The organism is Syntrophomonas sp. DTU019, from assembly GCA_913757435.1.
In the GTDB taxonomy this organism is placed as follows: Bacteria; Bacillota; Syntrophomonadia; order Syntrophomonadales; family Syntrophomonadaceae; genus DTU019.
The window spans coordinates 279,099-292,156 of the sequence record CAJYDM010000002.1 but is presented as its reverse complement, the minus strand read 5'-3'; the positions used below and the strand labels follow the sequence as shown (position 1 = coordinate 292,156).

The window sequence follows — 13,058 nt, the reverse complement described above, 5'->3', positions numbered from 1 at the left end:
TTACTCAGTCCTTTTTATCACGTTTTCTTAAGGCTATTCCTCCCAGAAATTCAGCCGCAACACGAGCACAGAATTGCGCCCCCATACCATTTAAATCATAATCAGGGGTATACTCATTGATATCACAGCCGATAATCTTCTCTCTGGTGATGCGGCGCAGGGCATGGAACATTTCATCCATAGTCAGCCCCCAAAATTCCGGGGCTTTCTGCGACATCACCTGACTTGGATCCATAACGTCAATATCTAAAGAAAAATAAGTCCCATCAGTACCGTTGGTTGCTAATTTTATGGCTTCATCCATAACATCTTTAATACCGCGATCTTTCACCTCGTCAATCGTGATAACACGATGTCCCAATTCACGGGCCACATTTCTTTCGAAAATAGAATTGCGCACCCCCCTTATTCCAATGCAAACAAAATTATCAGGACTTATTTTCCCAAGTTCAAGCACCTGGCTCCATTCGGTTGAAGCCCAGTTTTTTGGCTCATATGAAAGGTCCATATGGGAGTCGAAAACGATGAGCCCTATTTTCTGGGTTCTTGGTTTGAGTATGGCTCTTAAGGTGGGTGTAGGCACAGTGTGATCACCGCCTAGAATTATAGGCACTGCTCCTGCCGCTACAATATCCGCTACTTTTTCTTCCGCCCGTTCAAGATTGCCTTCAATATCATCCGGGGTGTATGGCACATCACCATAATCCACCACCCGAATATGATCCTCAAAGACCAGATCTTTATCAATTTCAGGGAAATAACCGCGGTTATGATTAATGGAATAATAAATTGAATACTTTCGAATCATATCCGTGCCAATATCTGCTCCCATGCGCCAGTACACCGACCCCTGAGGCGGTCTGCCGCAAGTAGGCGGAGCCATTATCATAGGAGTTTGAATTGTCAGGCCTTCAAAAGGTATGCCCAAAATTACAGCATCAGCACCTATTAAGTCCTGTGGTTTTTTTGCCAGGGGATACTCCATAAAGGTCGGCGTATCGCCTTTTAAAATAGACAGCTCGATCCTCTCCCCGCGAGCTTGCTGAGTCTTTAGCAATTCCTTGGCATTTTCGAAAGCAAATTTGATCTTCTCCTTATCCTTATTACTAATGACTCCCTGGTCTGACATTCTATTACCTCGCTTTCAGTACGGTCAATATCAGCATATGTCCTTAATGTTATGTCGACTTTATATCGGTAATTCCAAGGCTTAAAGGACAATGAACCCCAAACATACCGAAAAAGAGCAGAACGGCATTTAACCTGGTATACAATCAGGTGGATATTGCTCTGCGTCGTTTATTTCTCGCCGATTGGATTCAGGCGTCTCACACAGTCTGCTTCCCTTGTCACAGGTCATATTACAGGATCAAACATGTCTTTTGAAACACCGCATACCGGGCAGAAATCGGGAGGTTCGGGCCCCTGATGTATATAGCCGCAGACCCGGCACTTCCAGTGATTGCTGCGTTTCTTCCCGCTGCTGTCTTTGCCCAGACTCTGCATTGATTGAGTTGTGTCCACCCGCGGGGCAATGATGATTTCTCCCACTAAAACCCCATCTTTGAAATAGCTGCGCTTGAAGAAGTTCTCCACCGGATCTTGGACTTCCACTATCCGGCATTGGTCAGAGGGCAGATTGACGTCTCCGATTGAGAATACCTCCATATCAAAAGCAGCCAGCATAGTTGACAACAGGGGAGCCTTGTATTCCAGCCAATCACCAGCGGCAGCGGCTCCGGCTATTCGCCCCATCTCCAACGAAACCGGCCATAGTCCCACCAGCCGGTCACCAAACTGGGCGCAGTCCCCAGCCGCATAGATATTGGGCAGATTGGTGCGCATCTGGTTGTCCACCACCACCCCTTGAGCCATTTCAATACCAGCCTCCCGTGCCAATTCCACATTAGGTTTGACCCCGGTCGATAATAGCACCAGGTCCGCTTCTAACAACTGCCCGTCATTGAGGCGCACGCCCTGCACCTGGCCGTCGCCCACGATTTCCTCGATGCCCAGGCCCAGGTACAGCTTTACCCCTTTAGCCTCCATCAACTGCTGCAAACGCAGGGAGGACGGTTCGTCCAACTGACGGGGCATAATGCGCTGGCTGTACTCCACCACCGCTACCTCAACCCCGCTAGAGGCCATTTCCCATACCGCTTCCAACCCCAGCACGCCCCCGCCGATAACTACTGTCTTCTTAGCCGCTTTGATGGCTTCCTTCAGGAGCAAGGCATCTGACAGGCTGCGCAGGCTATAAACGCCGCGGTTTTCCAGCCCTTTAAAAGGTGGGATGTTGCTGCGCGCCCCGGTGGCATAAATCAATTTGGTGTAAGGGATGTTCTCTCCCTGCTCTGTGACCACTACTTGCTGGTCCGGTTCAATCTTTACCACCCGGGTTTTAGTTTTAAGTTCCACTCGGTTGTCTTCATACCAGGCCGAATCAAATACGTAAAGCCGATTATCGGGCAGATCTTCACTAAGCAGATCAGATAAGGCCGGCCGGTAATACGGTTTATATTCCTCTTCACTCAGCATCAGGATGGCCGCGCTGCGGTTGCGCTTGCGAATGGCCTGGGCGGCCGACAGGGCGGCAATACCCCCGCCAACAATCACGAATTTATCCTGGGTGTCGTTGATAAATTCATCTTCTATGGACTCGCGCACGAAGTTTTCCGGTCCCACTCCACAGGCCGGGCACACCGCAGGCGGTTCAGCCCCCACATGAATATGTCCGCATACCAGGCAGCGCCAGCGCTGCACGGATTTATCCTGTCTCTTTTCCAGAATGGCCCGTCCAAAATCCATACCCAGCATGAACGCATCCTCCAGGTTGCCCTGACCTGGTTTAAACCTTATCCGCAAGCCGGGCATAACCTGCATGCGCAAGGCCCGCAGGCGGTTTTCTATGCTGGGCACCGCTTCCCCGCTCCATCCATAGGCACCGAAGGCCATGGCCACTTTATCCCCATGAGATAGCGGAGACAGACGGCTGAGCAGCCTCCAGACCTGGGGCAGGGCATCGCCATTAACGGTATTTGACCCGATCAGAAACCCGCTGGCATCTAACAGATCCTCCGCAATCCTATCCAACAGCTCCGGGTCGTCAAGTTTGTCTTCTATCAAGCGGTATCTCCTGATATCAAAATCTCCGATACTGCTTACCCCGTCAATGATGCTGTCGGCCAATTTTTCAGTAAAACCGTAGATACTGAGATATGCCAAAACGATTTTGGGCTTGTCACTTTTAGGAATAGGCTCTCTAGTTGACCATTGCCGGTACAGATCGATATAACGGTCGATGTCCTTACGCAAAACCGGGCCGTGTCCGGGGGCCACCATAGCCAGAGGAAGGTCTTTGATCTTGTCCAGGGCTTCTAAAACGTAAGGTTTGAATGGCCCGATGATAGCGTCAAAATATTCTTTATAGGGGGTGAGAAAATTGCTTTCCAGCAAATCATTGAAAAGGCGTTCATCGGGATAATGCGAACCGAACGAATCGCAGGTGAAAAGGATTTGATCCTCTTCCAGATAAGTATAAATGGTGTCCGGCCAGTGCAGGAAAGGAGCGCTGATAAAGCGCAAGGTTCTCCCGCCCAAATCCAGTCGATCGCCGTCATTTACCTCCTGAGCTTTGAACGGTTTATTGGTGATTTCCCGCAGAAAGCTGAGCGCGGTTTGACTGCCCAGGACCGTCAGGTTAGGCACAAGGTCGAGCAATTTGGCAACCGCTTCAGAATGATCCGGTTCAGTATGATTCATGATCAGATAATCGACATCGGCAAGGTTGGCAACACTATTGACATTGGCCACATACTGGTCAAAAAACTTGTCCTCGCATACCTCCATCAGCACCGTTTTTTGGCTGCCTTTAATCAGATAGGCATTATAACTGGTGCCGACGTCGGTGGTCATGACTGCATCGAAAATCCGAAGTTCGGGGTCGCGCACCCCCACCCAATAAACACCATCTTGCATAGGTATTGCTGTCATAGGCTAACTCCTCTCAATTGATTAATCTCAGCCATATACCTAGGTTGCTTTTGGCTCACATTGGAGTCAAATATTCTCACCAGGTTTCCTTGTGAACTTGGCAAAAACTAGTCAAAATCAAAGTATTTTAGAAAAAGTTTGATCGTGTAGCCAAGCTTGGCCCAATTATAATCCATCAGGCTGGAACAAACCAGATACTATCAATGACAGTTAATCTCTACCAAACTATAATTTCTTTATGCAGATTGTGATGCAGCCCCATTCTTCAGCGGCATGATGTGGTGTGACAACGCGTGATGTGATACGGGAAATCCCTCCCCTGATACCCCCAAGAAGCATGCTGCAAAATAGCAGAACTACAAAAACCAATTTACCTAAATCGCGAATCCCAAATGTTAATGCTTACCGACCTTTCCAAACAGCTTCGTAATAATGTCAGCCCCGGCGATGATTGTGCCCATCTGCGCTCATAGATTAGTGATGAATATTAGCAGCTTGCGCAGCAGTTGGTTTGGGCATAACCCCCTCAAGCTGAATATGCCGAGCCACTGTGCCCAAACAAAAGACAGACTCCGCCACATACTGCATATATTACGAGAGTAAGGCTGGCGTATAGAGCTAAAGCATGTTTAAACGCCATGTAACAACACTTTCAAACCTGGCTTATAGGCCAAGATAATTACGGACCATAAGAAGTTGCTTGTCAGTTAGGGGTGCAAGAGGCCTTTGAGGTGCGCCGACACTGTGTCGAATCAACTCAGGCGGTTTGAACGGCTATCAATATCGGACATAAATTGGGATATGCAATGTTTTTATCGCCTAAATCAGCCATGTGTGATATTCCCTTCATCATACTTAAGGCCTAAATTAAATAAATATTTGTTGGGAATAATTTCCTGGTTTTATTATGCGAATGGTACGATTTTTGTAAAATAATTGCGCTGCCTGGCAACCCAAAAACAACACAAACCCTATAATCTCGCGATATTTCCAATTTTCCCCGTTTAACCTGACAGAAAGCGCCACTTGTTCCAATGTTCACAAAGCAGGGGAACGATTTCCCAACCTAGAATAGAAAAGTGGTATAAAGTGGTGTAAAGTGGTTTACTATCCCACTCGATAACAAACCTAGGGGCGAACCGGATGTTTTTGGGTCAGTACCAGCACTCACTGGATAATAAAGGCAGAATAACCATTCCCGCCAAGTTCAGAGACGAACTCGGCGAGGCTTTTGTCTGCACCCAGGGACTGGACAACTGTATTTTCATCTATCCCCTGGAAGAATGGCAGCGCCTGGCTAACAAACTGCGCGAGCTCCCGTTTACCAGCGGGGATGTCCGTTCCTTTGAGCGCTTTTTCTTTTCCGGCGCGGCCGAACTTGAGACTGACAAAAATGGACGGGCGGTATTGCCGGCCCACCTGCGAGAATATGCCGGAATAGATAAGGATTTCTTGATCGTCGGAGTGGGGAGCCGGGTTGAAATTTGGTCTGTGCAAAACTGGGCACGCTATAATCAAGCAACTGCCAGCACCGTAGCCAAAATAGCTGACGGGCTGGGGATATAGGAGTGGGTGAAAAGCGTGCACATACCGGTTCTGCGGGATGAAGTCATTAATTACTGGCTAGGTGACCGTCAGGGTTTTTACATTGATTGTACATTAGGCGGCGGCGGACACTTGCGGCAATTGCTGGAACACCTATCTGCTGAGGCCAGTATCCTGGCCATAGATAAAGACAGCGAGATATTGCAGCAAACTGCGGCAACACTGTCTCATCCGGGACTGCGCCTGGTACACGGAGACTTTCGGGATTTGGACCGTTTCCTCACCCCTGAGGAACAGGGGCAAGCGGAAGGCATTCTGATGGACCTGGGAGTATCCTCATTTCAGTTGGATATACGGGAACGCGGCTTCAGCTATCATGAAGAGGCGCAACTGGATATGAGGATGAACCGCAGTCAACCTGTATCTGCTGCAGATCTGGTCAATCAGCTCAGCCCGGCGGAACTGACCCATATCATTTTTACTTATGGCGAAGAGAGATTCGCCCGGAAGATCGTGAGGGCGATTGTAAAATATCGCGAAAGTCAGTTTATACAGACTACTACGCAGTTGGCTGAAATCATCAAACAGGCCGTTCCGGCTCGCTACCGTAAGGAAAAGCACCCCGCGCGGAGGACCTTCCAGGCTCTGCGCATTGCTGTAAACCGGGAACTGGATGCCCTGGAGGAAGCTCTCCCCAAGGCGGTGCAGGCCTTGAAGCCAGGAGGCAGGCTGTGTGTCATCAGCTTCCACTCGCTGGAAGACCGTATAGTAAAGAAGTTTTTTATTGAGCAGGCCAGAACCTGCATATGTCCTCCGCGACAGCCGGTATGTAATTGTAATTACCGACCCAACCTCGAGGTGGTGACAAGAAGGGGCATTGCCCCAGGGGAGGACGAATCTGAATTCAACCCCCGTTCCCGCAGCGCCAAACTGCGGGTGGCCAGGAAGATAGCAGTTCTATGAGACAGGAGGCAAGAATAAGCATGGTACAGGCGGAATATCAATACACAAACAGCTGGGAGGCGCCACAACCCCAACAGGAGCTACCCAGGGTGCAAAGAGTTAAGAAGACCTACCGCAAGGTGTCAAAGGGGAAACTGCTGGCTAAGCTAGGCGTGGCAGCATTTGTGTATGGATTAGTCCTGGTGTTCTTGTGCTTGCAAGCTTCTACCTTGGGCTATCAGATTGTGCAGCTTGAGGGTGAGATTCGTCACCTGGAATCAACCAACCAGCGTCTTCAATATGAGATAGGGAAGCAGGTCTCTCTGGATTATGTGGAGCAGTATGCCATTGCCAATCTGGGCATGTATAGACCGGAGCAGAATATCAAAGTAGCCAAGGCCGAGGTATCCGGCAGTGCTGTAGAAGTTTCCACCCCGGTGACCGTAAGCCATAATGAGGATAAAACCCTGCATAAGATTTACGCCAGTCTGGTACAGCTCGCAGAGCACAGTCATTGATATACTAATAAACGAGGTGCGTCACAATGCATACTACCAGTCTGCTGGTCAGAAAGCGTATTGCCACGCTTTTTTTGCTATTTACCCTGGGTTTTTTTATTCTGGGAGGAAGGATGTTCTGGGTGCAGTTTGTGCGCGGGGCGGAATTGTCCGAAAAAGCAGCCCAGAACCGCACTCGCGATGTTCCGGTGGAATCCAAACGAGGCATCATATACGACCGCAACGGCCATGACCTGGCCATCTCAGTCAGCGCTGACTCAGTCTATGCCATTCCCGCCGAGGTATTAGCCAGCAAACGCGAGCAGGAAGTAGCCCAAAAACTAGCGTCCCTTTTAGGGATGGATGAAAACAAGCTGTATGAGCGCATTACCCGCCGAAGTTCCTACGAGTGGATCAAACGCCAGATCGAACCTGAGATCTCCCAACAGATCCGGCAGCTTGACCTCCCCGGGATCGGACTAACCGAAGAAAGCCGTCGCTATTACCCCAAAGGCACCCTGGCAGCGCATGTTCTAGGTATTTCCGGGGTGGATAACACCGGCTTGGAGGGTATCGATTACCAGTACAATGATTTGGTGGGCGGAGTAAAGGGCCGTATCGTCATTGAACACGATGCAGCCAACCGTCCGATTCCCGAGGCTACGCATGATTTCGTGCCCCCCGTGGACGGTTCCAACCTCATCCTCACTATCGATGAGACCATTCAATATATAGCTGAACGCGAACTGGATAAGGTGTTTAAAGAACGCCAGGCCAAGGCCGCTACTGTCGTGGTGATGGACCCTAATAGCGGGGAGATACTAGCTCTGGCCAATCGCCCCACTTTTGATCCCAATAAATTCGGGGATTACCCGGCCAGCAGCCGCCGCAATTGGGCCATCAGCAACGCCTATGAACCCGGTTCCACCATGAAGATAACCACCGCTGCCATGGCTTTGCAGGAGGCTATCGTCAATGAGAATACTCCTTTTTATTGCTCTGGATCAACTAAAGTGGGCAAAGAGACAATCGGCTGCACTGACCATAAGGCCCACGGACAGCAAACATTCGCGCAGATAGTGGAGAATTCCTGTAACGTTTCGTTTGTGCAGCTGGGTTTGACCCTGGGTATGGAAAAATATTATCATTATCTCCATGCTTTCGGCTTCGGACAGATTACCGGCGTCGACCTGCCGGGAGAGGCTTCAGGGATTTTGGTACCGCAGTCCCGTGCCAAACAGATCGACCTGGCCACTATGTCCATGGGGCAGGCTAATGCCGTCACTCCGATTCAGCTTTGCAACGCGGTGGCTGCAGTAGCCAATGGGGGCAATCTGATGAAACCTTACCTGGTGAAACAGGTGGTGAGCGCCGACGGCCAGATAGTGCAGCAGAATGAGCCCACCGTGGTGCGCCGGGTGATTACTGAGGAAACTGCCAAGCGCCTCTCTACAATCTTGGAGGGAGAAGTCATCAACGGCACCGGAAGAAATGCCTACATTGAGGGTTACCGCGCCGGGGGGAAAACCGGTACCGCGCAGAAGATAGCACCTGGGGGGGGGTACCTGTCCAATGAATATGTGGCTTCCTTCATCGGCTATGCCCCGGCCCATAAACCGCGTCTGTTATGTTTTGTAGCAGTTGATGCCCCGCAAGGTTATCCTTATTATGGAGGCTGGGTTGCAGCTCCGGTATTTAAGAATATAATGCAGGATGCCCTGCGTTATCTGGAAGAGCCCATGTATAAAGATGGCAATGCAGAGCAAACCCTACCACAAGAGGAAATGGCTGTTGTTCCAGATGTAGTCAACCTGCCGCTGGAAGAGGCAACTGCCGCCATAAGGGCTCGAGGCCTGCAGACCAAAGTCAACGGCAGCGGCAATGTAGTGTGGCAGCAGACCCCCCGGGCGGACACAAAACTGAAACCCGGACAGCAGGTCATAATCAGCCTTTCGGCGGTAGACAGGACTAATCATGGCGGGCCGGTGACTGTGCCTGACCTGCAAGGTAAATCCATGCGGGAGGTAGCCAAGATATTATCCGACCTGGGTCTGCATCTTATGCCGGAGGGATACGGGCTGGCCTACCAGCAGAGTCCCGACCCTGGCAAGGTGATAACCGGGGGCTCGACGGTGACAGTAAAATTCCAGCCGGTGGGCGAATGATATCAGTGACAGGCAAATATGTAGCGAAACCAGAGGATGGAGAGGTTTGTGCATGAAACTGTTGGATCTTCTCAAAGGACTCGACATCAAATCAATTTCCACCGACGGCAATCCCGACATCATACAGATCGCTTATGATTCCCGTCAGGTTGCACCGGGTGCACTGTTTGTAGCTATCCCCGGTATTAAGACCGATGGACACCTATATATTGCTGCAGCTGTTGAAGCCGGTGCTGCTGCGGTGGTTGCCCAACAGGAGGTGGATCACATCCCGGAGGATATCCCGGTGGTTACTGTAGCTAACAGCCGGGCGGTGCTGGCCGATTTGGCAGCATGTTTTTATGGAGAGCCCAGCCGCGATTTGAGAGTTGTAGGAGTTACCGGGACTAACGGCAAGACGACCACTACCCACCTGATACAGGCCATTTATGAAGAAGCAGGTTGTCTTTCCGCCATCATGGGTACTCTGTACGCCCGGGTGGGTGACTATAATGTGGATTTAGGACACACCACCCCAGAAGCGTTGGAAATCGAATCTTTTATGGACCTGTGTCGGGATAAGGGTGCTCAATCTCTGGTCATGGAGGTTTCTTCCCATGCCTTGAGTCTAAACCGGGTGGACCGCATCCATTTTCATGCGGCGGTATTTACCAACCTGACTCAGGACCATTTGGATTACCATCAGAATATGGATAATTACCTCTCAGCCAAATTGAAGTTGTTTGGCATGATCCCGCCTACAGCCCCCCATTTCTGCGTCGTGAACCGCGATGACCCTAACGCCGCCGCTTTCCTGGCTGCTGCTTCAGGCCCGGTTTATACCTACGGGGTTCAAGGCGATGCCGGGGTGCGGGCTGAGAATATCGACATCAGCCTTAAAGGGACCAGTTTTACAGTGAGATATGGGACGGTTTGCTTTGAGGTGAAGATGCACCTTATAGGCATGTTTAGTGTCTATAACGCTTTGGCGGCGATTGCCGTGGGCCTGGCTGAAGGCATTTCGCCGGAAATTATCACCCGGGCTCTGGCCAAAGTCCAGGGCGTACCAGGACGCTTCGAGCAAGTCTTCTCTTCCCATGATTTTACGGTAGTGGTAGACTATGCCCATACCCCTGATGGCCTGGAGAATATACTGCAGACCGGGCGGGAACTGACCACCACCCGATTGATTACGGTATTCGGCTGCGGCGGGGACCGTGATCGCAGCAAACGGCCATTGATGGGAGAGATAGCGGCACAGTACAGTGATTTCTGTGTGGTGACCTCCGATAATCCCCGCAGTGAGGAACCTGAGGCCATAATCGCCGATATCGTACCCGGATTGGAAAAAGTGCCTCATTCCCGCTATGCCATTATTTCAGACCGGGCCGAGGCCATAAAACACGGTATACATCTAGCCCGGCCTGGCGACCTGGTCATCATCGCCGGCAAAGGCCACGAGACCTATCAACTTATTAAGGGACAGCGCCTGGACTTTGATGACCGCAAGGTGGCGCAGAAGGTGCTGAACGAACTGGTTAAGGCTTAATTTCAAGGCAGGAGACGTGACGATGGAAGCTATTTGGCATACTGCGCTGGCTGCAGCGATAGCCTTCGCAGTTACTGCAGGTATGGGGCCCCTGATAATACCACTTTTGACCCGGCTCAAATTCGGTCAGAACATACGCGATGACGGCCCCAAGCGGCATATGGCCAAGGCCGGCACTCCTACTATGGGTGGGGTCATGATCATAACCGGAGTGATGGTGGCCACCTTCATAATGGCCGGATCTGAACTGAAAGCATTGACCGCAGTATTGGTGATGATTGCCCTGGCGGCTATAGGTTTCTGGGATGATTATATCAAAGTGGTATTAAAACGCTCCTTGGGCTTGCGTGCCCGCGAAAAACTGGGGCTTCAGCTCTTAATCGGGCTGCTCTTCGGCCTGGCTTTGATTTATTATTTCGACCGCGGCTCGCAGATTCTGATCCCCTTTAGCGGATACAGCCTGGATCTGATGGCCGGCGGATATATTTTGTTTTTGATAGTTGTCTTAGTGTCCTCATCGAATGCAGTCAACCTGACCGATGGCCTGGATGGCCTGGCAGCCGGGGTAACCGTCTTTGTGTCTCTGGCCTATGCGATCATAGCCTGGCTGACCGGTCACCCGGAGATTATGACCTTCGCTGGAGCCCTGTGCGGCGCCTGCCTGGCTTTTTTGATCTACAACCATTATCCGGCCCGGGTGTTTATGGGAGATACCGGGTCGATGGCTCTGGGCGGGGCGGTGGCAGCTATGGCAGCCCTGACCGGCACTGAGCTGATATTAATCTTGGTGGGATTAGTATATGTGATCGAGACACTGAGTGTGGTCTTGCAAGTGATCTCCTTTCAGATCACCCGTCGGCGCTTGTTTCTTATGGCGCCGCTGCACCACCATTTCGAATTGAAAGGCTGGTCCGAACAGAAGGTGGTAAGGGCCTTCTGGCTTGGTGGCCTGGCCAGTGCGGTTCTGGGCATAATCAGCCTCAAAGCCTTGTGGTAATCAGAATGGAGTGAAATTATTGGAACTATTTAATAAACGCGTTTTGGTAGTGGGGCTCGGTAAAAGCGGGCAGGCGGCCGCAATTGCACTTACCCATTGTCAAGCCCAGGTGGAGGCTTGCGACCTGAAACCATCAGAAAGCTTTGACCCCGAGTTGATCGCTTCCCTAGAGCGACTTGGTGTGAAAATATATACCGGAGGCTACCCGCCAGTAAGCTCCGCCACTTATGATATGCTAGTGGCCAGCCCAGGTATATCACTGGATATAGAGCCTTTTCAGCAAGCCCTGGCCTGTAACCTCCCCGTAATTGGGGAAGTGGAACTGGCCTATCAAATCAAGCAACCTGAGCTTACCATGCTAGCTGTGACTGGCACCAATGGCAAAACCACCACCACCGCACTTTTGGAATACATCCTTCAGGCTGACGGTCGCCAGGCAGCCGCCGGAGGCAATATCGGTACTCCCCTGACCAGGCTGGTAGAGGAGATGACCGACGGCATTATTGTCGTGGAGATGTCCAGTTTTCAATTAGAGACCATCCATGAATTTAAGCCCGGGGTATCTGGTATGCTCAATATCACCCCGGATCATCTGGATAGGCACAAGACCATGCAGGCCTACACCGCTGCCAAAGCCCGCATCTTCAAAAATCAGAGCCGGGAGGATTTTGCCCTCTTGAATTATGATGATGAGGTGATTCGCCAGATGGCGGACCAGTGCCCGGCCCGGGTCTGGTTTTTTTCCCAACAACAATCGGTTGAAGAGGGTGTCTATCTCGATAACGGCCGCATCGTGATTACCAGCGCAGGAGTGACTTACCCCATTTGCAACCAGCAGGAGGTCTTGTTACGGGGTCGGCACAATATGGAAAACATTCTCTGCGCAGCGGGCATGGCCTTCTGCTGCGGGGTGTCCGCGGAGGTGATCGGCTCAGCTCTCAAAACCTTCTGTGCAGTGCGGCACCGCATGGAAGAGGCTGCCGATATTGATGGGGTTTTATATATTAATGATTCCAAGGCCACCAATCCGGATTCGGTCATAAAAGCCCTGGATGCCTTCAGCCGGCCCATCATCCTCATCGCCGGAGGCCGCAGTAAAGGCAGCAGCTTTGACGAATTGGCGCATTCGATCAAGCAAAAGGTCAAAACCCTGATCCTGCTGGGAGAAGCTCGCGCAGAGATTCGCCGGGCAGTCATGGATGCTGATTTCCAGAATATATATGAGGTAGAAACCCTGACTGATGCGGTCAATACGGCCAGGCGGAAAGCCCAGCCCGGGGATGTGGTGTTGTTGTCACCAGCCTGCGCCAGTTGGGATATGTTTCTCAATTATGAACAACGCGGAGACTTGTTCTGCAGTCTGGTGAAGCCGCAGTAGCATAGGGAGAGTA

The 13,058-nt window shown here is 51.1% G+C and carries 9 protein-coding genes; 7 read left to right on the top strand and 2 right to left on the bottom strand.

The features are described 5' to 3' along the window. Positions 1–4: 4 nt before the first annotated feature. Complete coding sequence (locus AC15IQ_RS07035) at positions 5–1,129, bottom strand: agmatinase family protein (RefSeq protein ID WP_483178173.1); 1,125 nt, start codon at positions 1,127–1,129, stop codon at positions 5–7. Positions 1,130–1,356: 227 nt separating this feature from the next. Beyond that, positions 1,357–3,993 carry an FAD-dependent oxidoreductase gene (locus AC15IQ_RS07030; protein ID WP_483178172.1) on the bottom strand — a complete coding sequence of 879 codons (2,637 nt, stop codon included), beginning with the start codon at positions 3,991–3,993 and terminating at the stop codon, positions 1,357–1,359. 1,143 nt (positions 3,994–5,136) lie between these two features. Between AC15IQ_RS07030 and mraZ the strand changes: the two genes are divergently transcribed. The 7 genes from mraZ to murD all read left to right on the top strand — a co-directional run bounded on the left by mraZ (position 5,137) and on the right by murD (position 13,045). Beyond that, positions 5,137–5,559 (top strand): division/cell wall cluster transcriptional repressor MraZ, encoded by a 423-nt coding sequence (gene mraZ, locus AC15IQ_RS07025; protein ID WP_483178170.1) that lies wholly within the window; start codon positions 5,137–5,139, stop codon positions 5,557–5,559. Positions 5,560–5,565: 6 nt separating this feature from the next. Continuing rightward, positions 5,566–6,501, top strand: a complete 936-nt coding sequence (gene rsmH, locus AC15IQ_RS07020; protein WP_483178168.1) for a 16S rRNA (cytosine(1402)-N(4))-methyltransferase RsmH — start codon at positions 5,566–5,568, stop codon at positions 6,499–6,501. Positions 6,502–6,590: 89 nt separating this feature from the next. Further along, the gene (locus AC15IQ_RS07015) at positions 6,591–6,998 is read left to right on the top strand and encodes a hypothetical protein (RefSeq protein ID WP_483178166.1); all 408 of its coding nucleotides are present in this window, start codon (positions 6,591–6,593) and stop codon (positions 6,996–6,998) included. 26 nt (positions 6,999–7,024) lie between these two features. Further along, the gene (locus tag AC15IQ_RS07010) at positions 7,025–9,142 is read left to right on the top strand and encodes a stage V sporulation protein D (RefSeq protein WP_483178165.1); all 2,118 of its coding nucleotides are present in this window, start codon (positions 7,025–7,027) and stop codon (positions 9,140–9,142) included. Positions 9,143–9,194: 52 nt separating this feature from the next. Next, entirely contained in the window at positions 9,195–10,670 is a 1,476-nt protein-coding gene (locus tag AC15IQ_RS07005; protein WP_483178163.1) for a UDP-N-acetylmuramoyl-L-alanyl-D-glutamate--2,6-diaminopimelate ligase, read from the top strand. A gap of 22 nt (positions 10,671–10,692) precedes the next feature. Next, entirely contained in the window at positions 10,693–11,667 is a 975-nt protein-coding gene (gene mraY, locus AC15IQ_RS07000; protein WP_483178162.1) for a phospho-N-acetylmuramoyl-pentapeptide-transferase, read from the top strand. A gap of 19 nt (positions 11,668–11,686) precedes the next feature. Next, on the top strand, positions 11,687–13,045 hold the full coding sequence (murD, locus tag AC15IQ_RS06995; protein ID WP_483178160.1) for a UDP-N-acetylmuramoyl-L-alanine--D-glutamate ligase: 1,359 nt from the start codon (positions 11,687–11,689) through the stop codon (positions 13,043–13,045). Positions 13,046–13,058 lie beyond the last annotated feature (13 nt).

Bases quoted from the DNA above. Each gene is read 5' to 3' on its own strand.
- AC15IQ_RS07035 (WP_483178173.1), bottom strand. From the start codon at position 1,129: ATGTCAGACCAGGGAGTCATTAGTAATAAGGATAAGGAGAAGATCAAA.
- AC15IQ_RS07030 (WP_483178172.1), bottom strand. From the start codon at position 3,993: ATGACAGCAATACCTATGCAAGATGGTGTTTATTGGGTGGGGGTGCGC.
- mraZ (WP_483178170.1), top strand. From the start codon at position 5,137: ATGTTTTTGGGTCAGTACCAGCACTCACTGGATAATAAAGGCAGAATA.
- AC15IQ_RS07010 (WP_483178165.1), top strand. From the start codon at position 7,025: ATGCATACTACCAGTCTGCTGGTCAGAAAGCGTATTGCCACGCTTTTT.
- AC15IQ_RS07005 (WP_483178163.1), top strand. From the start codon at position 9,195: ATGAAACTGTTGGATCTTCTCAAAGGACTCGACATCAAATCAATTTCC.
- mraY (WP_483178162.1), top strand. From the start codon at position 10,693: ATGGAAGCTATTTGGCATACTGCGCTGGCTGCAGCGATAGCCTTCGCA.